This is a genomic window from Bradyrhizobium zhengyangense (assembly GCF_022012435.1).
In the GTDB taxonomy this organism is placed as follows: domain Bacteria; phylum Pseudomonadota; class Alphaproteobacteria; order Rhizobiales; family Xanthobacteraceae; genus Bradyrhizobium; species Bradyrhizobium zhengyangense.
Map to the genome: position 1 here is coordinate 281,704 of NZ_JAKLUA010000003.1, position 22,740 is coordinate 304,443.

General features: G+C 64.7%; 21 protein-coding genes. 8 read left to right on the forward strand and 13 right to left on the reverse strand.

All coding sequences use genetic code 11. From position 1 onward, the window contains the following. The first annotated feature begins 91 nt into the window (after positions 1-91). Both L6637_RS12850 and L6637_RS12855 read left to right on the forward strand, forming a co-directional pair. Positions 92-610: a hypothetical protein gene (locus L6637_RS12850; RefSeq protein WP_237870828.1), complete on the forward strand. Its 519-nt coding sequence runs from the start codon at positions 92-94 to the stop codon at positions 608-610. Between the two features lie 41 nt (positions 611-651). Further along, on the forward strand, positions 652-1,125 hold the full coding sequence (locus L6637_RS12855; RefSeq protein ID WP_237870830.1) for a secondary thiamine-phosphate synthase enzyme YjbQ: 474 nt from the start codon (positions 652-654) through the stop codon (positions 1,123-1,125). A gap of 77 nt (positions 1,126-1,202) precedes the next feature. Here L6637_RS12855 and L6637_RS12860 read toward each other — a convergent pair whose 3' ends face one another. After that, positions 1,203-2,828, reverse strand: coding sequence for an MFS transporter (locus L6637_RS12860; RefSeq protein ID WP_237864364.1), 1,626 nt, complete (start codon positions 2,826-2,828; stop codon positions 1,203-1,205). 344 nt (positions 2,829-3,172) lie between these two features. Between L6637_RS12860 and L6637_RS12865 the strand changes: the two genes are divergently transcribed. Together L6637_RS12865 and L6637_RS12870 are read left to right on the forward strand one after the other, a co-directional pair. Further along, positions 3,173-3,844 (forward strand): response regulator, encoded by a 672-nt coding sequence (locus tag L6637_RS12865; RefSeq protein WP_237864082.1) that lies wholly within the window; start codon positions 3,173-3,175, stop codon positions 3,842-3,844. A 390-nt stretch (positions 3,845-4,234) separates the two neighbouring features. Further along, entirely contained in the window at positions 4,235-5,266 is a 1,032-nt protein-coding gene (locus L6637_RS12870; RefSeq protein WP_237870832.1) for an alpha/beta fold hydrolase, read from the forward strand. A 15-nt stretch (positions 5,267-5,281) separates the two neighbouring features. On the opposite strand, the gene L6637_RS12875 is transcribed toward L6637_RS12870, so the two are convergent. Together L6637_RS12875 and hemA are read right to left on the reverse strand one after the other, a co-directional pair. Next, entirely contained in the window at positions 5,282-8,791 is a 3,510-nt protein-coding gene (locus tag L6637_RS12875; protein ID WP_237870833.1) for a PAS domain-containing hybrid sensor histidine kinase/response regulator, read from the reverse strand. 186 nt (positions 8,792-8,977) lie between these two features. After that, positions 8,978-10,207 (reverse strand): 5-aminolevulinate synthase, encoded by a 1,230-nt coding sequence (gene hemA, locus L6637_RS12880; protein WP_237864079.1) that lies wholly within the window; start codon positions 10,205-10,207, stop codon positions 8,978-8,980. A gap of 268 nt (positions 10,208-10,475) precedes the next feature. Between hemA and aroQ the strand changes: the two genes are divergently transcribed. Next, positions 10,476-10,907: a type II 3-dehydroquinate dehydratase gene (aroQ, locus tag L6637_RS12885; protein WP_237870834.1), complete on the forward strand. Its 432-nt coding sequence runs from the start codon at positions 10,476-10,478 to the stop codon at positions 10,905-10,907. 19 nt (positions 10,908-10,926) lie between these two features. On the opposite strand, the gene L6637_RS12890 is transcribed toward aroQ, so the two are convergent. Further along, positions 10,927-11,988: an MBL fold metallo-hydrolase gene (locus L6637_RS12890; protein ID WP_237864077.1), complete on the reverse strand. Its 1,062-nt coding sequence runs from the start codon at positions 11,986-11,988 to the stop codon at positions 10,927-10,929. A 296-nt stretch (positions 11,989-12,284) separates the two neighbouring features. On the opposite strand from L6637_RS12890, the gene L6637_RS12895 reads away from it, so the two are divergent. Both L6637_RS12895 and L6637_RS12900 read left to right on the forward strand, forming a co-directional pair. Further along, a complete protein-coding gene (locus L6637_RS12895; RefSeq protein ID WP_237864076.1) occupies positions 12,285-12,455 on the forward strand; it encodes a hypothetical protein in 171 nt (56 codons plus the stop codon). Between the two features lie 30 nt (positions 12,456-12,485). Next, positions 12,486-13,157 carry a transposase gene (locus L6637_RS12900; protein WP_237864075.1) on the forward strand — a complete coding sequence of 224 codons (672 nt, stop codon included), beginning with the start codon at positions 12,486-12,488 and terminating at the stop codon, positions 13,155-13,157. 448 nt (positions 13,158-13,605) lie between these two features. On the opposite strand, the gene L6637_RS12905 is transcribed toward L6637_RS12900, so the two are convergent. The 3 genes from L6637_RS12905 to L6637_RS12915 all read right to left on the reverse strand — a co-directional run bounded on the left by L6637_RS12905 (position 13,606) and on the right by L6637_RS12915 (position 17,186). Continuing rightward, positions 13,606-15,747, reverse strand: coding sequence for a methyl-accepting chemotaxis protein (locus L6637_RS12905; protein WP_237864074.1), 2,142 nt, complete (start codon positions 15,745-15,747; stop codon positions 13,606-13,608). Positions 15,748-15,914: 167 nt separating this feature from the next. Next, the gene (locus L6637_RS12910; RefSeq protein WP_237864073.1) at positions 15,915-16,640 is read right to left on the reverse strand and encodes an outer membrane protein; all 726 of its coding nucleotides are present in this window, start codon (positions 16,638-16,640) and stop codon (positions 15,915-15,917) included. A gap of 225 nt (positions 16,641-16,865) precedes the next feature. Beyond that, on the reverse strand, positions 16,866-17,186 hold the full coding sequence (locus L6637_RS12915) for a hypothetical protein (protein ID WP_237864072.1): 321 nt from the start codon (positions 17,184-17,186) through the stop codon (positions 16,866-16,868). Positions 17,187-17,389: 203 nt separating this feature from the next. Here L6637_RS12915 and L6637_RS12920 point away from each other — a divergent pair, with 203 nt between their 5' ends. Then, the gene (locus tag L6637_RS12920) at positions 17,390-17,692 is read left to right on the forward strand and encodes a hypothetical protein (protein ID WP_237870835.1); all 303 of its coding nucleotides are present in this window, start codon (positions 17,390-17,392) and stop codon (positions 17,690-17,692) included. Between the two features lie 20 nt (positions 17,693-17,712). Here L6637_RS12920 and L6637_RS12925 read toward each other — a convergent pair whose 3' ends face one another. The 6 genes from L6637_RS12925 to L6637_RS12950 form a co-directional block, all read right to left on the reverse strand. Further along, positions 17,713-18,648, reverse strand: coding sequence for an AEC family transporter (locus L6637_RS12925; protein WP_237870837.1), 936 nt, complete (start codon positions 18,646-18,648; stop codon positions 17,713-17,715). Between the two features lie 103 nt (positions 18,649-18,751). After that, on the reverse strand, positions 18,752-18,961 hold the full coding sequence (locus L6637_RS12930; protein WP_237864069.1) for a hypothetical protein: 210 nt from the start codon (positions 18,959-18,961) through the stop codon (positions 18,752-18,754). Further along, positions 18,958-19,119: a hypothetical protein gene (locus tag L6637_RS12935; RefSeq protein WP_237864068.1), complete on the reverse strand. Its 162-nt coding sequence runs from the start codon at positions 19,117-19,119 to the stop codon at positions 18,958-18,960. The genes L6637_RS12930 and L6637_RS12935 overlap by 4 nt, the downstream gene beginning before the upstream one ends. A 166-nt stretch (positions 19,120-19,285) precedes the next feature. Further along, complete coding sequence (locus L6637_RS12940) at positions 19,286-20,905, reverse strand: ABC transporter ATP-binding protein (protein WP_237870955.1); 1,620 nt, start codon at positions 20,903-20,905, stop codon at positions 19,286-19,288. A gap of 2 nt (positions 20,906-20,907) precedes the next feature. After that, a complete protein-coding gene (locus tag L6637_RS12945) occupies positions 20,908-21,747 on the reverse strand; it encodes an ABC transporter permease (RefSeq protein ID WP_237864067.1) in 840 nt (279 codons plus the stop codon). Then, entirely contained in the window at positions 21,744-22,715 is a 972-nt protein-coding gene (locus L6637_RS12950; protein ID WP_237870839.1) for an ABC transporter permease, read from the reverse strand. The genes L6637_RS12945 and L6637_RS12950 overlap by 4 nt, the downstream gene beginning before the upstream one ends. Positions 22,716-22,740: the final 25 nt, after the last annotated feature.

The following is a 22,740-nucleotide window of genomic DNA, read 5'->3' on the forward strand; positions in this document are numbered from 1 at the left end:
CGGCGGATTCGCGCGCTCTGGCGATGCGCCATCGGCTGCAGGGGTATAGAATTCAGGAGCGGGCCACCTGCGCAGCGTGGCGGAGAGGGCGATGAGACCGGCGAAATCATCCACAACATCATGGTGTGCGGCGGCAATCGTCGTGGTGACCGCGGTCGGCGGCGGCCTGGTGGCCGCTCAATCGGCGCCCGACGGCGAAAACGGCCGCTACACCATGACGCCGATCCCCGAAGGCGTGCTGCGGCTCGACACCCGCACCGGCACGGTCTCGACCTGCAGCAAGACCGGCGCCGGCTGGGCCTGCTACGCCGTGCCCGACGAGCGCTCCGCGCTCGATGCCGAGATCGGCCGCCTCCAGGCCGAGGTCGAGAAGCTGAAGGGACAGCTCGCCGCCGGTCCGACTGTATCGGGCAAGATCGACGAGGCGCTGCCGAAGTCCGACTCGCTCAAGAAGGCGGAGCCAAAGGTCGCCGAGGGCGACCGCAAACTCGAGATTCCCTTGCCCAGCGACCAGGACATGGATCGCATGATGTCGTTCCTGGAAAAGGCCTGGCGCCGGCTGATCGACATGGCCAACCGGGTGCAGAAGGACGTGTCGGGGAGGATTTGATCTATCCACCCCACGGGAGCTTTCGCGTTGAGAGACCTTTCATGACATCGGCCAAATCCATCACCCGCTCGGCGCCATCGTCGGTGCAGGCCACCACGATCGTCTCGTCGCTGCTCGCCGTGCAGACGCCTGGCCGCGGCTTCACCGACCTCACCAGCGAGGTCACAAAATTCATCAACGAGGCCAACGCCCGCGACGGCGCGCTGACGCTGTTCATCCGCCACACCTCGGCGTCGCTGACGGTCCAGGAGAACGCCGATCCGTCCGTGCTGGTCGATCTCACCACCGCACTGGCACGGCTCGCGCCCGAAAGCGTGCCGTGGACACACGACACGGAGGGGCCGGATGACATGCCCGCGCATGTGAAGACGATGTTGACGCAGACCTCGCTGCAGGTGCCGGTCATCAAGGGCAAGCTCGCGCTCGGCACCTGGCAGGCGATCTACCTGGTCGAGCACCGGGCGCGGCCGCATCGCCGGGAGGTCGTGCTGCAATTCATCGGCAGCAATCAGTAGACGCCAAACAAAACCGGCCGCGGAGGCCGCGGCCGGTTCGTTTGGATGCTGCTGGCCTCGTACCGGCCAAGGAGCAATCAGGTCGACTTGATATCGACGTCCTTGGTTTCCGGCAGGAACAGGAAGCCGATCACCGCTGTGATGACGGCGAACACAACCGGGTACCAGAGGCCGGCGTAGATATCGCCGGTCGAGGCCACGATCGCGAACGCGGTCGCCGGCAGCAGGCCGCCGAACCAGCCGTTGCCGATGTGGTAAGGCAGCGACATCGACGTGTAGCGGATGCGGGTCGGGAACAGTTCGACCAGCATCGCCGCGATCGGGCCGTAGACCATGGTGACGAAGATCACCAGGACGAAGAGCAGACCGATGATCGCCGCAACCTGCGGACGGAAGATGTCGAACGGGTTGGACATCTTCACGATGCCGGGGTCGCCCGCCTTGGGATAGCCCGCCGCCGCGATCGCCGCTGTGATCGCCGGGTTGCCCGCCTTCGCGTCGGGATAGGCGATGTCCTTGCCGTTGACCATGACCTTTACGCCGGAGCCGGCCGCGCCGGCGCTCGTCGAATACTTGACAGACGAAGCGGCGAGGAAGGCGCGGGCAGTGTCGCAAGGCGCGGTGAACACACGGGTGCCGACCGGATTGAACAGGTCGCCGCAGCCCGCGGGATCGGCCACCACCTCGACCTTCGTGGCCTCGATCGCCTTTTCCAGCGCGGGGTTGGCGTTGCTGGAGATCATCTTGAAGATCGGGAAGAAGGTCAGCGCCGCGATCAAGCAGCCGCCGAGGATGATCGGCTTTCGGCCGATCTTGTCGGACAGGGCGCCGAACACGACGAAGAAGCCGGTGCCGAACAGCAGCGACCACGCGATCAGCAGGTTGGCGGTATAGCCGTCGACCTTGAGGATCGATTGCAGGAAGAACAGTGCGTAGAACTGGCCCGTGTACCAGACCACGCCCTGGCCCATGGTGCCGCCGAGCAGCGCCAGCAGCACGAGCTTGCCGTTCTGCCAGTTGGCAAAGGCTTCGGTCAGCGGCGCCTTGGAGCTCTTGCCCTCATCCTTCATCTTCTGGAAGATCGGCGATTCATTGAGGCGCAACCGAATCCAGACCGACACGCCGAGCAGCAGCACCGAAACCAGGAACGGGATGCGCCAGCCCCAGGCCGCGAAGTCCGGCTCGCCGGTCGCGGTGCGGGTGAACAGGATCACCAGCAGCGACAGGAAGAGACCCATGGTCGCCGTGGTTTGGATGAAGGAGGTGTAATAGCCGCGCTTGCCATTCGGGGCATGCTCGGCGACGTAGGTCGCAGCACCGCCATACTCACCGCCGAGGGCCAGGCCCTGCAACAGGCGCAAGGCGATCAGGATCACCGGAGCGGCAAAGCCGATGGTTGCCGCACTGGGCAGCAGGCCGACGATGAAGGTCGAGAGACCCATGATCAGGATGGTCACGAGGAAGGTATATTTGCGGCCGACGATGTCGCCGACGCGGCCGAACACGATTGCGCCGAAGGGGCGAACCAGGAAGCCTGCGGCAAAGGCCAGCAATGCGAAGATGTCGCGGGTTGCCGGCGGATAGGCCGAGAAGAACTGCGCGCCGATGATCGGGGCCAGCGATCCGTACAGATAGAAGTCGTACCACTCGAAGACGGTGCCGAGCGACGACGCGAGGATGACGAACCGCTCATCCTTTGTCATGCCGGTCGACCGAGCCGACGTTGCAGCCATTGTGGACATCGTGAATGCGCTCCCCGTATCTCGTTTCCTCGCGTCCCAGCTGTCCGGGCATGCCGGATCAACCCAGGTCTTGCGCCAAGGTAACATCGGCGTGAAACTGCCCCCAATACGACTTTCGGCCGTGCGCACTGACACGCAACTGACGATGCTGACCTATAGTGCAGCGTGGCTTCATATGGCTTGCGGATTAACCCCTTTCCGGCAAAGGAATAATGTGCCCTTGCATGCCACGGCCGGTCGGGGAAGAATTGACCATCGCGCCCGTCCGGATTACTGGCGCTGATGTGAACCACAGCAAGAGATCGATGAACGCTCCCTCCACCCATCTCGTCATTGCCGATGACCATCCGCTGTTCCGTGATGCGCTGCGGCAGGCGGTGGCGGGCGTCCTCTCCACGGCGAAGATCGACGAGGCCGGATCGTTCGAGGATCTGACGAAGCTCCTGGAACAGACCTCCGACGTCGACCTGGTCCTGCTCGACCTTTCGATGCCCGGCATCTCCGGCTTCTCCGGCCTGATCTATCTTCGCGCGCAATATCCGGCGATCCCGGTGGTGATCGTCTCGGCCTCCGACGACAGCGCCACGATCCGCCGCTCGCTCGATTTCGGCGCCTCCGGCTTCATCCCGAAGCGATTCGGCGTCGAGACGCTGCGCGATGCCATCCTCAAGGTGATGGAGGGCGACGTCTGGGTTCCCGCCGACACCGACCTGACGGCCGCCGCCGACCCCGACATGACCAAGCTGCGCGACCGCCTCGTGACGCTGACGCCGCAGCAGGTGCGGGTGCTGATGATGCTGTCGGAGGGGCTCCTCAACAAGCAGATCGCCTACGAGCTCGGCGTCTCCGAGGCGACCATCAAGGCGCATGTCTCGGCGATCCTGCAAAAGCTCGGCGTCGAAAGCCGCACCCAGGCCGTGATCGCCGCCGCCAAGATCGCCGGCGGTCAGTGGAAGCAGGGGACGCCTGCGGGGTAGGCCACCAGTGCCGGCGCTGGTCGACGGGCAAAGCACCCAAGCACTGGGTCAACCGGCATAGCTCAAAATATTCCACTTTACCGAAATTCGGATTTGTCGTGTTTTTCGCCCATCCTGATCCGGCGAAAAGGGGCGGTCGTACGTCGTCACGAGACGCGGATCGGGCTGCGGTGGACGCTGGGCGGCGCCGTCGCAGATGTGAGCGCAGGGCGATGTGTTTGCGGTTGAGAGGACCTTGCAGATTCCGCAATCGGATTTCCGCCAGCCTCACAACTTCTCACAAGTCCAAACGGGCTTTCGGCCGCTGGCGCTGCTAGGCAGTCGCGTGATCGCAAGGCTGCCGCCGATCCGATCGGATGGGGCCAACAACCATCAAGAAGGTACCCGACCATGACAGAGTTGATCGACCCGCATCGCCGCCAGTTCCTCGGCATCGCAGCCGGCACCGCCGCCGTCGGCCTCGGTATGATCGACCTGGCGCGCGCTGCAACGGAAGCGCCGCAGTCCTCGGCAACATCAGCATCTTTCGACACGATCAAGCAGATCAATGCTGGCGTCCTCAACGTCGGCTACGCCGAAGCAGGCCCTGCGACCGGCCCGGTCGCGATCCTGCTCCACGGCTGGCCCTACGACATTCACAGCTTCGTCGATGTGGCGCCGATCCTGGCGCAGGCTGGCTATCGTGTCATCATCCCCTATCTGCGCGGCTACGGCTCGACGAACTTCCTCTCCAGCGAGACGCCGCGCAACGGCGAGCCGGGCGCGCTGGCCTCCGACATCATCGCTTTGATGGATGCGCTCGACATCAAGAAGGCCGTCCTTGCCGGCTTCGACTGGGGCGCGCGTACCTGCGATATCATTGCCGCGCTGTGGCCGGAGCGTTGCCGTGCGCTGGTGTCGGTCAGCGGCTATCTGATCTCGAGCCAGGCGTCGGGAAGCGCGCCGCTGCCGCCGGCGGCCGAGCTGCAATGGTGGTACCAGTTCTATTTCGCTACCGAGCGCGGCCGCGCCGGCTACGAGAAGTACACCCATGACTTCGCCAAGCTGATCTGGAAGCTCGCTTCGCCGCAATGGAAGTTCGACGACGCCACCTTCGATCGCAGCGCGAAGGCATTCGAGAACAAGGATCACGTCGCGATCTCGATCCACAATTACCGCTGGCGCCTCGGGCTCGCCCAAGGCGAGGCGAAGTACGAGGAGATCGAAAAGAAGCTCGCTTCTGCTCCCATGATCAACGTGCCGACGATCACGATGGAAGGTGACGCCAATGGCGCGCCGCACCCGGAGCCCAGCGCATACGCCAAGATGTTCTCGGGTCGCTACGACTTTCGCCTGATCACCGGTGGCATCGGTCACAATCTGCCTCAGGAGGCACCGACGGCCTTTGCCAAGGCCGTCATCGACGTGGACGGGGCCGCCTGAGAATTGAGACCTGCCTTACTCCGCCGCCACCATCTGCTGCGTGCGCCACTGTCCGAGCAGGGCGCGCAGCGAAGCCGGCTTCACAGGCTTGTTCAGCACCGCGATCTTCTCGTCGCGCGCCGCGCTTTGCACGGCCGGGCTGCGATCGGCGGTGATCAGGATCGCGGGGATAGAGTCGCCGAAGCGGCGGCGGATCTCGCGGATGGCGGCGATGCCGTTGCCGCGGTCGAGGTGATAGTCGACGAGCAGCCCCGTCACACGCTTGCCGGCGGCCTCGATCGCAGCGATCGCGCCTTCGGGATCGGCGACCGCGATCACCTCGGCGTCCCAGGCTTTCAGCAGCGTCCGCATGCCGTCGAGGATCGCCGCGTCGTTCTCGATGCAGACGATCAGGGCGCCGGAGATCGGCGTGCGCGCCAGCGGCGTTGCGCTGGTCACCGCCGCGGTGAGCGTCACGGCTTTCGCCGTCGGCACCGTCACGGAGAACAGCGAGCCGCCGCTCGTGTTGGCGTCGATGGCGATGCTGTGGCCCAGCACGCGCGCCAGCCGCTCGACGATCGAGAGTCCCAGTCCGAGGCCGCGCGCGATCCGCGCGCCCTGCTCGAGGCGGTGGAACTCCTTGAAGATCTCGCTGCGCTTCGCCGCGGGGATACCGACGCCGGTGTCGTAGACGTTGATCGCGAGCGAGGCGCCGCGGCGGCGGCAGCCGACCAGCACCCGCCCGCGCGGGGTGTATTTGATCGCGTTCGAGATCAGGTTCTGCAACAGCCGCCGCAGCAGCAGCCGGTCCGACTCGACCGGCAGCGAGCAGGGCACGAAGGTGAGATCGAGGCCCTTGGCGCGGGCGATCGGGGCGAACTCGATCTCCAGCGAGCGCATCAGGTCGGCCATCTTGAAGCTCGAGATCGAGGTTGCCATTGCGCCGGCATCGAGGCGGGAGATGTCGAGCAGCGCGCCGAGGATCTCCTCGATCGCTTGCAACGATTCATCGATATTCTCGACCAGCCGCGTCTCCTCGCCATTGTGCTGGCGCTCGACCAGGCTCGTGACATAGAGCCGCGCCGCGTTCAGTGGCTGGAGAATGTCGTGGCTGGCGGCCGCGAGGAAGCGCGTCTTGGAGATGCTGGCGTCCTCCGCCGCGCTCTTGGCCAGCGCCAGCTCCGAGTTCAATCGCGTCAGCTCCTCGGTGCGGTCGCGCACGCGCTTTTCCAGCGTCGCATTGGCGCGCTCCAGCGCTTCCGCCGCCTCGAAGGTCGGCGTGACGTCGGTGAAGGTGATGACGAAGCCGCCGCCGGGCATGCGGTTGGTGAGCACCTCGATCACCATGTGGCGTTCCGGCAGGCGTTCGAGATAGGGTTCGCCGTCGGTGGTGTAGGCCAAAAGTCGCTGCTCGATCATCGCCTCGCGGTCAGACTGATCGGCGGGATCGCTCACGCCCATGAATTCCAGGATCTCGCGGAGCGGCGTGCCGAACTGGATGAAATGCGGCGGCACGTTGAGCAGGTCGCCGAACTGCCTGTTGGAGCAGATCAGCTGCAGATCGGCATCGAACACCGCGATGCCCTGGCGCACATGGTTGAGCGCGGTCTGCAGGATCTCGCGGTTGAAATGCAGGGCCGCGTGGGAATCGTCGAGCAGCTTCAATGCGGCCTTCGCGGAGACCGTGCGCTTGCGCAGCAGCAGCGACATCACGAGGCGGGAGGACGCGGCTCCGATCGAGGAGGCGATCAGGTGCTCGGCGTGCTGCAGCAGCTCGAAATCGGCGGGCGCCCCCGACTCCAGCCGCATATTGCGCCGCGCCGAGAAAGCTTCGAACGAGTGCTGGGCTCGTTCGGGCCCGAGATATTGCGCGACCGTGGCCTGGATGTCCTGCACCGTGATCGTGGTGCGCCAGCGGCGGAAGTTCGGGGCGATCGGGGCGAGCGTATTGGGCACGAACAGGTCGGCCTGCACCAGCTCGATGGACGAAGGCTGCCGCGCCAGCGACAGCAGCACATAGGTGAGGATGTTGAGCGAGAGCGACCAGACCACGCCATGCATCAGCGGCGACAGGTCGGCGCCGAACAGCGCCTGCGGCCGCAGCGCCTCGATGCCGAAGGGGCCGTGCTGGAGCAGCAACAGGCCTGATGTCGACGTGTCCATGAAGCTCGGCAGGAACAACGTGTAGAACCACACCGCGAAGCCGACCAGCATGCCGCCGATGGCGCCGCGCGCGGTCGCCCGCCGCCACAACAGTCCCCCGAAAAAGGCGGGTGCGAGTTGCGCAATGGCGGCAAAGGACAAGAGGCCGATCGCGGCGAGCTGGGCGTTGCCGAGCGCGCGATAGTAGAAATAGGCCATCACCATGATGGCGAAGATGGCAAGCCGCCGCGAGCGCAGCAGGAAGTCGCCGAAGTCGGTGCCGCCCGCGCGCCCCTCGGGTCGACGTTGCAGCACCAATGGCACCACGAGGTCGTTCGAAACCATGATCGAAAGCGCGACGCATTCGACGATCACCATCGCGGTAGCCGCCGACAGGCCGCCGACGAAGACGGCGACGCTGAGAAGTCCCGCGCCGCCCTCCATCGGCAAGGCCAGCACGTACATGTCAGGGTCGACCGCGCCGAACGGGAAGGTGATGAGGCCGGCGAGCGCGATCGGGATCACGAACACATTGATGGCGACGAGATAGAGCGGGAACAGCCAGCGCGCGCGGCTGACTTCGGCGTCGCTGGAGTTCTCGACCACGCTGACGTGAAACTGCCGCGGCAGCAGCATGATCGCGCACAGCGACAGCAGCGTCATCGTGAGGAAATTGCCGATCGACGGCGTATAGTCGATGGCGCGCACCGCCTCCGGCGTCTTCATCGCGCGCTCGATCAATTCGTGCGGCGAGAACATCCAGAAAGTGACGAAGATGCCGGCGGTGAGGAAGGCCGCCAGCTTGATGGTGGATTCGGTCGCAACCGCCAGCATCAGGCCGTGCTGATGCTCGGTGGCGTCGGTCTGCCGCGTGCCGAACAGCACCGCGAATGCCGCCATCGCCAGCGTCACCATCAGCGCGATGTCACCGAGGATCGGGATGTGGGAGAACGCCTGGTCCTCGCTCAGGATGACTTCGAGCGAGGAGGCGACCGCCTTGAGCTGCAGCGCGATGTAGGGCACCGAGCCGATGATCGCGATCAGCGCCACCGTTGCCGCCACGGCCTGGCTCTTGCCGTAGCGCGCGCCGATGAAGTCGGCGATCGAGGTGATGTTATGCGCTTTCGCGAGCTGGATCACGCGGCGCAGGACGCCGGCGCCGAGGCCGATCATCAGGATCGGGCCGACATAGATCGCAAGGAAGTCGGTCGAGGTGCGGGTGGCGAAGCCGACCGAGCCGAAGAAGGTCCAGGAGGTGCAGTAGATCGCCAGCGACAGCGGATAGATCAGTCCGGACGCGCGGCCGGGCTTGGCTGACGAGCGGCGGTCGCCATGGCTCGCCACCAGGAACAGGAAACCGATATAGCCGAAGGCGGCGGCAATCACGCCCCAATCGTGCAGCATGGCGAGCGTGCGTCTCCCTGGGCGCAAGGGCGCCCGATCTCATTTTCCCTGCAAATCTAGCGCGTTGGCGGGGTGGAGGCGACAGCGAAATGGCCGGCGAGGGCAGGAACTGGGGTTGTCGTTAAGCCAGGGGTGAGCTGCCTGCTCTCCCGCGCCCCGCAAGCGGGGAGAGGCGAAGGGAAACGCCTACTCCGCCGCCAGCGACTTCTCGCTCAGGGGCAGGCCGAGCCGGTCCCACACCTGCAACAGGGCCTCGGCAAGCTGATCGATCAGGCCGTCGTCGTGATAGGGCGAGGGCGTGATGCGCAGGCGCTCGGTGCCCTTGGCGACCGTGGGATAGTTGATCGGCTGGATGTAGATGCCGTGATCCTCGAGCAGCATGTCCGAGGCCTGCTTGCACTTCTCTGGATCGCCGACGAATAGCGGTACGATGTGGGTGTCGTTCGACATCACGGGAAGGCCCGCGGCATTGAGGATCGCCTTGACGCGGGCAGCGCGGTCCTGGTGACGCTCGCGCTCCCAGCTCGAGGTCTTCAGGTGCTTGATCGCGGCTGTCGCGGCCGAGCAGATCGCCGGCGGCAGCGCGGTGGTGAAGATGAAGCCCGGCGCATAGGAGCGCACGGCGTCGATGATGTGGCCGTTGCCGGCGATGTAGCCGCCGAGGCAGCCGAACGCTTTCGCCAGCGTGCCCTCGAGAATGTCGATGCGATGCATGACGCCATCACGCTCGGCAATGCCGCCGCCGCGCGGGCCGTACATGCCGACGGCGTGAACCTCGTCGACATAGGTCATCGCATTATACTTCTCGGCGAGATCGCAGATCTTGGCGAGCGGGGCGACGTCGCCGTCCATCGAATAGAGGCTCTCGCAGGCGATCAGCTTCGGCCGGTTCGGGCCCGCGGCCTTCAACTTCGCTTCGAGATCGGCGAGATCGTTGTGGCGGAAGACCACCCGCTCGCAGCCGGACTGACGGATGCCCTCGATCATCGAATTGTGGTTGAGCTCGTCCGACACGATCAGGCAGTTCGGAATGAGCTTGGCGATGGTGGCGATGCCGGTCTGGTTCGAGACATAGCCCGAGGTGAACAGCAGCGCGGCTTCCTTGCCGTGGAGGTCGGCGAGCTCGGCCTCGAGCTGCACCAGCGGATGATGCGTGCCGGCGATGTTGCGGGTACCGCCTGCGCCGGTTCCGACGCGGGTCGCGGTCTCGACCATGGCGCCGACCACTTTCGGGTGCTGGCCCATGCCGAGGTAATCATTGGAGCACCAGATCACGACGTCGCGCTTGCCCTTCGGCGAGTGCCAGACCGCGTGCGGGAACCGGCCGGCTGTCCGCTCCAGATCGGCGAACACGCGATAGCGGCGCTCGGTATGGAGACGGTCGAGGGCGGAATTGAAGAATTCAGCGTAATCCATCGGTGCAACCTGAGACGGAACTGACCAAAAGAGCGGATATCCTTAGAGCTTTTCCAGCTCTAATGTCTATGCGCTATCCCACATTTGGCCGTGAGGGGCATTTGGGCAAAATGCCCTATCGTGCGATCTGAAACTTGATCCCGATCAAGTTCGCGTCAGCGTCCAATGCTGCTCTGCAATATCGGCTGCTCTTCCAGGTGGTTCGGCCGGAATCCCGTCACCGGCCCGGCCAAGCGCCTTGGCGGTTAACCCCTAAAAGGACGTGTCCATGAAGCGCGTGATGATCCTCAACGGTCCCAACCTCAATATGCTCGGCATTCGCGAGCCGCACATCTACGGCGCGACGACGCTCGAGCAGGTCAATGCGAGTTGCGAAGAAGTGGCCACCAGGCTCGGGCTCAAGCTTGCCTTCCACCAATCCAACCACGAAGGCGTGCTGGTCGATCTGATCCAATCGGCGCGGCAGGATGCCGATGCCATCGTCATCAATCCAGCCGGCCTCTCCTTCACTTCGGTCTCGATCATGGACGCGATCAAGACGTTCGAGGGCCCGGTGCTGGAAGTCCACATCTCCAACATTCACGCCCGCGACGAATATCATCGCCACTCGAAGATCTCGTTCGTGGCGACCGGCGTGATCTGCGGCTTGGGCCCGTTCGGCTACATCGCGGCGTTACATGCGATCGCGAATATGAAGTGAGCCGGCTGGGCTTTGGCTCTCACGTCGTCCTGAACTGCAGCACGCCATCCTTGGTCTCGGCTGTCAGCCGGCCCTCGACGATCATGTAGTTGACGTGGGCGACGAGCTCGCCGGCGGCAAAGCCCATCTGGTGCTCGTCGAGCACGTGCTTGTTGAACACCACGGGCACCAGGGCGCGCGAGGTCTGCGGCACCTCGCGGCAGGCTTCCGCGATCAGGCGGCAGCGCTCCTCATGATGGTCGGCGAGCTGCTTGATGCGGGTCTTCAATCCATAAAACGGCACGCCGTGGCCTGGCAGCACCAGGAGGTCATAGGGCAGGGTGGTGGTGAGGCTCGCAAGCGAAGCCAGATATTCGCCGAGCGAGTTCTGGTCGGGCTCGACCGCCCACACGCTGACATTCGGCGAGATCTTGCTCAGCACCTGGTCGGCGGAGAGGAAAAGCTTGTCGTCGGCGCAATACAGCATCACCTGGTCGAGCGCATGGCCGCCGCCGGTGATGACCTTGAAGCGGCGTGTGCCGATCACGACCTCGTCGCCGTGCGAGATGCGGCGGTAGGACGGCGGCAGCACCGAGACGCGCTTGAGATAATCCTGGCCGCGGCCGAGCAGCTTCTCGGTCAGCGACTCGTCCATGCCATGGCGGCGGAAGAACAGCCGCTGCGCCTCGCGCCGCTCCTCGGTGCCGCGGTTCTGGTGATAGACCGATTGTAGATATTCGACCTGCGACATCACCAGCGGGCATTTGAACCGCTCGACGATCCAGCCCGCGAGGCCGACATGGTCGGGGTGCGAGTGCGTGACGATCAGGCGGGTGATGTTGACGCCCTTCAGCGGGCCCTCGAACAGCTTGGTCCAGGCCTCGATCGTCTCTTCGTTGCCGAAGCCGGCGTCGACCATCGCATAGCCGTCGCCGTCGGCGAGCAGGTAGATGTTCACATGGTTGAGGCGGAACGGCAGTTTCAGCCGCGCCCACAACACGCCGGGCCGGACCTCGACGACTTCGTCGTGGCCGGGATGCTGGTCCCAGGGATAGCGCAGGGCCTCGGCCGAGGACTGCACGGTGTCGGTTTTTGCGTTCATGCTACCGGCTTAAACCCAGCGCGGCCGCGGCGCCAGCCGAAAAAGGGCACGCAATAGTCTCCGCATGGCGGTCATACCGTGGCTTTTTTTCCGCAGCCCGGATTACTCGCTCCGGACTGGGCTACAGGTCGCTATCGCGGCTAAGCGGCGGTCGGGGCCGAACTTCACTGATCTCGCCCGCGATGATCGATCCAGAATTACGGTGACAGAGAATTACGGTGACAGTGCACTAAATTGGAATTACGGTGACAGTGCACTAAATTGACATTCCGCACATTCGCGAGCAGCATGCTGCCATGGCTCGTCTCGCTCGCGTCGTCATCCCCGGCCATCCCCACCACGTCACTCAACGCGGCAATGGCCGCGCACGCACATTCTTCGAGGATGGCGACTACGCGCACTATCGCGATCTGCTCGCTGCGAATTGTCGGGCCGCCGGGAATTACGGTGACAGTGCACTAAATTGACGCCGCCCGCATTCGCTGCCATGATGCGGCATGGCTCGCCTCGCCCGTGTCGTCATCCCCGGCCATCCCCACCATGTCACCCAGCGCGGCAATGGCCGGGCCCGCACGTTCTTCGGCGATGACGACTATGCGCTGTATCGCGACCTGCTCGCGGCGAATTGCAAGGCCGCCGGGGTCGAGGTGTGGGCCTGGTGCCTGATGCCCAACCACGTGCACCTCATCCTGGTGCCGTCCGATCCCGACGGGCTGCGCCATGCGCTCGCACGCGTTCACCGCAGCTACGCCGGGACCATCCAGGCGCGGCGCAAGCGCACCGGTCATTTCTGGCAAGGTCGGTTCGGCGCCGTCGTCATGGACGAACAGCATCTTGCGGCGGCGCTGCGCTACGTGTCGCTCAACCCTGTGCGGGCGCGCCGGGTGCAGCGCGCGCAAGATTGGCGCTGGTCGAGCACGCGTGCGCATTTGCGCGGCAAGGACGATGGCCTGACCGCGTTGGCGCCGATCCGCGATCGTTTTCCGGCGTTCGCCGACTTGCTGGCAACCGAGCCCGAGACCGATCTGTTCGACGCACTGCGGTCTGCGGAAAGCATCGGCCGGCCGCTCGGAGATAACCGATTTCTCGCCCGTATCGAACGCCAGACCGGGCGCGTCCTGAAGCCAGCCAAGCGCGGGCCCAAGCCGTCCGTGGAGGAAGACGGATGATCTATTTAGTGTACTGTCACCGTAATACGGTGCGGCCCCGAATGGGCATGATGGCATAATGCCACTGTTTTGCCCGACAGGTCAAACGATATTCGAAAAATACGAAATTGTATCAGCCCGAATCGCGCCCGACCTGACAGCGCGGCCGGTCACGAAAACGAATCCGCGCCGCCGATGTGGCGATCTTTGCCGGTTTGCTGCCGATTTGCTCGATGCTGCAATGACCTGACCGAGCAGCCCCCATACCGGCGAGCAATCGCGCTTCTACTGTGCATGGGGTTGTTTTGCAGTTTTTGCAGCAAGGCGGCTCGGCAAGGAGAGGGAGGGGGTGCAAGGCCAGAAGGCTCGTCATTCCGGGGCGCGCGAAAGCGCGAACCCGGAATCTGGAGATTGTTGCGCGAGATTCCGGGTTCGCCCCTTCGAGGCGCCCCGGAATGACAGCGAAATCTTACGCCGCCCGCATGTTGTTGAGGAACGCGTCGATCTCTCCGCGCAGCATGTCGGCCTCGCGGCGGAGCGCGTCCGATGCACTCAGCACTTCGGTCGCCGCGGCGCCGGCCTCGGCCGAGGCCGTGGAGACGCCGACGATGTTGCTGGAGACTTCGCTGGTGCCGCCGGCCGCATGCTGGATGTTGCGGGCGATCTCGCGGGTGGCTGCACCTTGCTCCTCGACTGCGGCCGCGATCGTCGTGGTGACGTCGTTGATCTCGCCGATGATCCGGCCGATGCCCTGGATGGCGCCGACGGCCGAGGTCGTGACCTGCTGCATGCTGGCGATCTGGGTGCGGATCTCCTCCGTCGCCTTCGCGGTCTGGCTCGCAAGGCTCTTCACCTCGGAAGCGACCACGGCGAAGCCGCGGCCGGCCTCGCCTGCGCGCGCGGCCTCGATGGTGGCGTTGAGTGCGAGCAGATTGGTCTGCGACGCAATCGTCTGGATCAGGTCGACCACGACACTGATGCGGCTTGCGCTGTCGGCCAGGCTCTGCACGGTGGCGTCGGTGGCGCCGGCCTCGTCGACCGCCTTCTTGGCGATCGCAGCCGAGGTGACGACCTGCTTGCTGATCTCCTCGATCGAGGACGACAGCTGCTCGGTGCCCGACGACACGGTCTGCACGTTGACCGAGGTCTCCTCCGCGGCGGACGCGACTGCGTTCACCAGCGCATTGGACTGGTCTGCGGTGGTCGACATGCTCTGTGCGGTGGCCTGCATCGAATTGGCCGATTGCGCGAGATTGTCGAGCGCGGAGCGCACCGTGCCCTCGAACTCGGCGATCTTCGCCTCCAGGTGCGCGGCACGCTCGGCCTTGACGACGCGATCCTTGTCCTGCTCGCTCGCAAGCGAGCGGGCTTCGATCATGCTGTCGCGGAACACCGTCAGCGTTTCCTTCATCGCGCCGATCTCGTCGTCCTGACGGGAGCGGACGATCTCGGTATCGAGGTCGCCGGCGGAGAGCAGTTGCATGGCGCGCTGCAGCTCACGGATGCGGCGCAGGATGTTGCGGCCGACATAGAGCCAGACGAACAGCGCCGAGCCGACCAGCGTCAGCCCGCCCAGCGCCAGCATTGCGGTGGTGGCAAGCGAGATCTCCTGGCGGGCCTGGAAGGTCGACGCGTTGGTCTCTTTCTGCACGCCGTCGACGAGTGCCTGCACGCTGATGCCGAGACCGACATTGAGCTTGCGGGTCTCGTCCAGGATGGTCTGGCCGTAGTCGATGGAGTCGAGCTCCTTCTGGCGGATCTTGAACACGCCGGTCTTGCCTTCGCCGAAGGCGAACAGCCTCTCCACCGCGCCGCGCACCGCCTGCATCGAGGGGATGTTCGGGAGGTCCTCGAGGTTGGACTTGACGCGGTCGCGGGTGGTCTTGAATTCCTTCTCGATCGCTTCGAGCGTGTCACTGCTGTTGGCCGAGAGCGCCGCCATCATGTCGGCGGCCATCAGATTGCCATTGGCGGAGATGGTCGAGACCTGGGCGACGGTGCGCGCGGCCTCGGTCGCGTCATCGGCCGACACTTCCGCCGAACCGAGGATCGCGTTCAGGCGTGTCTGAGTATCGAGCATCGCGGGGCCGGCGGCGCCGACGAACGCGATCTGCGCCTTGCGCAGCGCTTCATACTGCTTCTCGTGCAGCGCGCCAGTGTCGAGCCGTTCGCGCGCCGCCGAGACGAGGCTCTGCGTGGCGTCATCGATGCTCTTGGCGGTGTCGCGGAGCGCGTTCGCGGTCTGCTGGTCGGCGCCGAGCTCGATGATCTCGCCGAGCTTGGCCATCGCTTGCTGCTGGATGTCCTTCACGTTCTTGGTGCGGTCGTTCAGGGCGTCGTCGCTGGGAGAGGCGAGCAGGCCGGGGCCTTGTGCCGCGAGCGTCGCGCTTTGCGAGGCGAGCTGAAGGCTGGCGGCGAGGCGCGGGATGTCGCGGCCGCTCAAATCCATCATGGTCGAGCCGAGATGGTTGAACACGAAGCCGGCGCCGGCTGCGATCACGAGGCCCATGCCCGCGATCACGGCGAACGCCGCAATCAGGCTGCCACGCAATCCCCATTTCGGCATTTTGAAGCGCGGCTTGAAACGGCCCAAGCTCAGACGGATTGCCATCGAAAATTCCCCCACACCCGTGATCTCTTATTTTCGCCGCGCAGTATCCTCGGCCCGGGTTAAAAAATCGCAAGTTGCACAAATGCTTGGCAGTTCCGCAGGGCAAAAAATGAAAGGGCCGGCAGCGATGCCGGCCCTTGATAGCGGGAAGCGTTTATGAGGCGCGATCAGTAGCGCGCAACGACCGGGCTTGCCCAGTTGAAGCGGTAGTTAACGCCGGCCTTGAAGGTGTGGTCGTCGGTGGTGAAGTTGCCGGTGCCGACCAGCGGACCCGCGGTGAAGTGCGCGTCGCCGAAATTGTAATACTGGTACTCGGCCTTGGCCGACCAGCTCGGTGCGAACATGTATTCGAGACCGGCACCAACGGTGTAGCCGTTGCTGTGACCGCCAGAGATGATGAAGCCGGTCGGCACGCCGCCAACAGTCACCTTCTCATTGTTGTCGGAATAGGCGTAGCCGCCCTTCACGTAGACCAGGCCCGGGCCCCAGGTGTAGCCGACACGACCGGTGATCGAACCGAGGCCGCGCTGGTCGTTGGTGTAGGCCACGCCGCCCGGGAACACCGCGCCGACATTGCCGGAGAGCCAGGAATACTGGGCTTCGGCGCCGACCACGAAGTTCGGATTGACCTGCCAGTCCGCACCGGCCTGCAGGCCGCCGAGGAAACGGCCATTGCCGTTGTTGCCGGTCGAGAGGCCGTTGAAATTATTGTCGCTGGAGAACGCACCGCCGACATGCGCACCGATGTAGAAGCCGGTCCAGTTGTAGATCGGCGCGGCATAGGCCGGCGCAGCCTTGTTGTAATAGGGGCGGGCGCCGAGATCGGCACCGATCGCCGGCGCAGCCGCGCTCACCATGAGCAGCGCAACGGTTGCAAACAGAATCTTCTTCATAGTCTCGAACTCCAACACTTCAGGTCCCCGGCAGGCGCGCAATCCGCGCCGCGTTGGTTTTGCAGATAGCTCGCTTTTGATGAAAATGCTGTCACATGCGTGGCACAGCGGCGCCCAACCTAACTTATTGGGCCGCAAATGATTTTCGTGCTTAATGGCGTCTTAAGAAGTGGTGAAGGAAGGCTTAATCGGCCTGGCTTGCGGTAACCTCCCGCACGCGTTCCGTTAACCAAGACGCCGCCGCACCTCATCGCGCATCTGCGCGCGGAAGGCCGCGCGCTTGGCGGGACGGTCTTCCTCGCGCACGTCGTGGCGATCGAAGATGTCGAACTTCTCCAGGATCGGATACCGCTCGCTCGCCATCGCGAGTACGCGAAGCACCTTGGTCGCGGCAAGTGTCGGGCCGCTCACCTCCCAGCGCCGGATGGTGTCGGCGCCGCCGTGCTCCGGCAGCGCGCACAGCTTCGCCATGTCGGCCGCGGTGAGCTTCCGCTCGATGGCGTCTGAGAGGTCGTTGCGGAGCTGCTTCAGTTCGGGGCCGGTCATGTCACTCGCGTCCAGAGAGGTCAGTGCGATGCCCTAGCGCTGATTCGGGTCGATCCGAAGGCGAGGATCCCGCAGCGCCAGTCCGCGCGGCGCCCGTCTCCGCCACTATCGTGTGCGCACGGAGTTATGAACGTGTTCCTCTGGAAAATCGTCCGATGCATGAACAGATGGCAGGTGAGGCCCTGACGAGGAAGGGATCGGCCATGACAAGCATAAAATTCACAAGCATCAAACTCGCCGTTGCGGCGTTCGTCACCGCCGGCCTGGTGGCGGCACCTTTCGCGGCTGAAGCGAAGAAGCAGAGATCCAGCAGCCACTACAGCACGCGCGTGCTGGCTCCAACCTATGGCAGCTCGGGCGTGACGGCGGCACAGCCGAGGCCGTCCTATGGTTCATCAGGACAAACGGTGGGCACAGTCACGGCCCCATCGATCGGGACATATAGTTGGCCGTCAGTCGGCGTCACCAATTCAGTTCCGACCTGGAGCAATACCAATCCCAAGTGAGATCGGGCGCGAAAAGGCGGCTAGAGCGTTCCTGTCGCGAGGCCCGAGAGAAGATAGAGCGCGACCAGCAAGGTCGCGACCGATAGCATCGTCGTGACCGAGACCGTGGCCGCAACCAGCTTCTCCTCGACCTTGTGCTCGTGCGCCAGGACGTAGACGGTTTTCGCCGTCGGCACGGCCGCGCAGATGACGGCGGCGACGGTGTAAAGCGGATTGAGGCCTGTCAGCACGCAAAGGCCATAGACGATCAGGGGCATCACCACCAGCTTCACGGCCGCGAGTGCGAACGATGTGCTGAGACTGGATCGAAGGCTTTCGACCGACAGGCCGAGCCCGATGGCAAACAGTGCGCAGGGCGTCAGCGCCGCGGCGATCATGTTCAGATAGGTCGCCACAGTTGCCGGAATCGGCAGCCCCGTGATGGCCCAGACGAGGCCGGTGAGCGTCGACAGCACCATCGGATTGAGCAGGATCTGCTTTGCGAGCGCGGCGGCATGCGCAGTGCCGTGCGCGTCCCGTTCCAGCAGGATGACCGTGATCGGAAACATCACGGCGGCGACGAAGACAGTTGCCACGGCAGCGGGCAAGACAGCGGGCTGGCCGTAGATCGCATGCAGGATCGGTAGCGCCACGAAGCCCGTATTGGTCATCGCCGCCGCCATGCCCTGGATCGTGCTGCTGGCGAGATCGTGCCGTCCGCCAGCGCGGATGGCGAGGAAGACCAGCGCGAAGCAGATCAGCGATCCGCCGCCGAAGGCGAGCAGGAAGCGCCACTCCAGGAGATTGCGTGCCGGCTCCTGCGCGATCGTGACGATCAGCAGCGCCGGCATCGCGACATTGTAGGCGAAATGCACCAGCGCGTCGGCGAGAGAGCGGGAGAGATAGCCCGACGCCCCCGCGAGCCACCCGGTGACGATGATCGCGAATACGGGAAGAACGAGGCTGGCAACCTGCATCCGGTGTCCCCTCTGCCGAGCATGCTCGCCACTCTAGCTTGGCGAGGCCTGCTCGTCACGGTTCAACCGGATCGCGCAATCTCCAACGGGCGATCCTGCGCCGCTAAATTCCCCGGCCGTTCTGCTGACCGATCACGCAGCGCCAGGCGGCGAGGCGCTCGGCCGGATGCTGGTTCATCCAGTCGGCAAGCTGCGGCGCGCCCATCAGGCAGGACTGCACCGAGACCTGCGCAAAGTCCGAGCTGGTGACGAGTTGCTCGTGGCAATTGGATGGAGAAGCGAGGCTGCAAAGCACGGCGATGATCTTGATCATGCGAGGTTGCCCCTGTCGCCCTGCCGCGTGACAGCGGTCGACTGCTCGCCCGACGAATCCGCCGGGGGAAAAATACTGTCGTAGATCGCGCGCGCTTCCTGGATGAGGCGAAGACGCTCGCGCTCGGACTTCGAGACAAACTGAATAATCTGGCCCATATCGGCCTCCAATAGATGTTCGATCCATCATCAGATGATGGAAATCATTCCATTTGCATGTGGGGTGCCGGCTTCATCGTTGCAGCCGGGCCTGCGGTCACAAGGGATAAAATGCCCGTGACCGATCCGTTCCTAGGCGGACCGGAATACCGGATGGAACCGCGCCTCACGCGGCTGGTGCACGTTCCTTCTGCCCCGGCACCGCGGCCAGCAGCTCTCGCGTATAGGCGTGCTCCGGTGCAGCGAACAGCTGTGCCGTCGGCTTCAGCTCGACGATGGCGCCGCGCTGCATCACCGCGATGCGGTCGCAGATTTGCGCAGCGACCCGTAAGTCGTGGGTAATGAACAGCATCGAGAGTCCGAGGCGGCTCTTGAGGTCTTCGAGCAGCTTGAGCACTTGCGCCTGCACCGAGACGTCGAGCGCCGAGACGGCTTCGTCGGCGACGATGATCTCGGGCTCGAGCGCGAGCGCGCGGGCGATGCCGATACGCTGGCGCTGGCCGCCGGAGAATTCGTGCGGATAGCGATCGAGCGCGCCGGCGTCCAGGCCCACCATCTTGAGGAGATCGCGGGCGCGGTCGAACGCGTCCTTCGGATCAAGACCGGCCGCGATCGGGCCGTCGGCGATGATGTGGCCGATCTTGCGCCGCGGATTGAGCGAGGCGAACGGATCCTGAAAGATCATCTGGATGCGATGGCGCTCGGTGCGCAGCGCCTTGCCCGAGAGCTGCGTCAGATCGGTATCGCCGATCCGCACCGTGCCGCGGTCGGCCTCGATCAGCCGCATCACCAGCCGCGCCACCGACGATTTGCCGGAACCGGATTCGCCGACGAGGCCGAGCGTCTCGCCCTTGAGAATGTTGAAGTTGACTGCGCGCGCAGCATCGACGCGACGATCCTCGCGAAACCAGCCGCCGGACGTGACGTAGGTCTTGTCCAGCCCGATCACCTCGACGGCCTTGGCCTGGTCGTCGAGCGGCGCGCGCGGGGGCGGGTGCATCGACGGCACGGCGGCGAGCAGCGCCTTGGTGTAGTCGTGCTGCGGACCGTTGAACACGGTCGCGGCAGGGCCTTCCTCGACGACCTTGCCATGCCTGAGCACCACGACCTGATCGGCGATGTCTGCGACCACGCCGAAATCATGGGTGATGAACATCACCGCCATGTTGCGGTTGCGCTGGAGGTTGCGGATCAATTTCAGGATCTGCGCCTGCGTGGTGACGTCGAGCGCCGTGGTCGGCTCGTCCGCGACCAGCACGGCCGGCTCGAGCGCGAGCGCCATCGCGATCATGGCGCGCTGGCGCTGGCCACCGGAGAGCTGGTGCGGATAGGCGCGCACGATACGCTCGGGGTCGGGCAGGCCGACCTCACGCGCGAGCGATAACGCCTTGGCGCGTCGCTCCCTGGGCGTCAGCAGGCCGTGGGCCTCGAACATCTCGGCCATCTGGTCGCCGATCCGCATCAACGGATTGAGCGCGGTCATCGGCTCCTGGAAGATCATCGCGAGCCTGCGGCCGCGCAGGTCGCGCCAGCCGTCGTCGTCGAGCTTGAGCAGGTCGCGGCCTTCGAACTGGATCTCACCGGAGGTAACCGAAACGGTGTCCGGCAGCAGGCCCATCAGCGCATGCGCGCACATCGACTTGCCCGAGCCGGATTCGCCGACGACGCAGACGATCTTGCCGGGTCGCAAGTCCAGCGAGACGCCGTCGACTGCGAAGGGACGCTCGGCGCCCTTGGGCAGCGCGATCCTGAGGTTCTTGATCGAGACGGCGGGCGGGGCGGTCATCATCAGCGTCCCTCCCGCGAGAGCCGCGGATTGAGCGCATCGTTGAGGCCTTCGCCGATCAAATTGAGGCCGAGCACCGAGATCAGGATGGCGACGCCCGGAAACACCGTAATCCACCAGGCCTGGCGGATCACGGTGCGGCCGGCGCCGACCATGTAGCCCCAGGAGATCAGATTGGGATCGCCGAGCCCCAGAAAGGAGAGCGAGGATTCCAGCAGGATCGCGGTCGCCACCATCAGCGAGGCCAGCACGATCACCGGCGACAGCGCGTTGGGCAGGATCTCGCGCAGGATGATCCAGCTGTTGCTCTGGCCCGTGACCACGGCAGCCTGGACATATTCGCGCGTGCGCAACGACAGCACCTCGCCGCGGACGAGGCGCGCGACCGGCGGCCAGCTCACCACCGCGATCGAGGCCACGATCGAATAGATCGAGGGCTGCAGGATCGCGACCAGCACGATCGCCAGCGCGAAGCTCGGAATGGTCTGGAAGAACTCGGTGAAGCGCATCAAGGCGTCGTCGACCTTGCCGCCGAAATAGCCGGCCATGGCGCCAATGGGAACACCGACGACGAGCGCGACCAGCGTCGAGACGAGGCCGACCAGCAGCGAGACACGAGCACCGAAGATCATGCCGGCGAACACGTCGCGGCCGAGCGCGTCGGTGCCGAGCGGCACCGTGGAAAGCGTGAAGGGCGGCAGGAACGGCCGCTGCACCATGCGCCAGGGTGAGTTCGGGAATAGCAGTGGCCCGAACACGGCAACCGAGATCGCGAGCAGCAGGATGATGAGCCCGATGACGCCGCTCGGGCTCTTCAGCATCGATTTCCAGAACTGTTTCATGCGGCGAATTCGATGCGTGGGTCGACCAGTCGATAGACGAGGTCGGTGATGAGATTGAAGATCAGCACCATGACCGAGCAGGTCACGAACACACCGAGCAGCAGATTGTAGTCGCGCTGAAGCAGCGCGTCGTACATCAGACGCCCGATGCCTGGCCATGCGAACACGGTCTCGGTGATGACGGCGCCGCCGATCAGCGTGCCGGCGTGGACACCGGCGAGCGTCACCACGGGCAGCAGCGCATTGCGCAGCACGTGGCGGCGCTGAATGACGGAATCAGAGAGGCCCTTGGCGCGCGCGGTCTTGACGAAATCGAGCCGCTTCACCTCCAGCATCGAGGCGCGCGTCATGCGGGTATAGGTCGCCATGAAGAACAGGCCGAGCGTTATCGCCGGCATGATCAGGTGTTTTGCGACGTCGACCGCGTGAGCAAGGCCGGTGAGGTTGGCGCCGACCGTCTCGTAGCCGAAGCTCGGCAGCCAATCGACCGTGACCGAGAACAGCAGGATGCCCATCAGTGCCACCCAGAAGATCGGCATGGCGTAGAAGATCAGCGCAAAGATCGTGATCCCGGTGTCGAGGAGCGTCCCGGCAAACCGGGCGGCGAAGGTGCCGAAGAGAACGCCAAGTGCCAGCGAGATCGCGAATGCGGACATCGTCAATAGCAATGTCGCCGGCAGCCGTTCCGCGATCAGCTTTGCCACAGGTGCTTGCTGGCGGAAGGAAAAGCCGAGGTCGAGGGTGGCGATGCCCTTGACGTAGATGAAGAGCTGCTCGGGCAGCGGCTTGTCGAGGCCGAACTTTTCCCGGAGTTGCTTGACGAAGACCTGGTCGCTGGCGCCGGCCTCGCCCGCCATCACGATTGCGGGGTCGCCGGGTGCCAGCCGGATCAGGAAGAAATTGAGGACGACGATCGCAAGCAGGACGATCACGCCTTTCGCGACACGCTGAGCGACGAAAGAGAGCATCTAGATTTGCATGCCAGTTGATTGA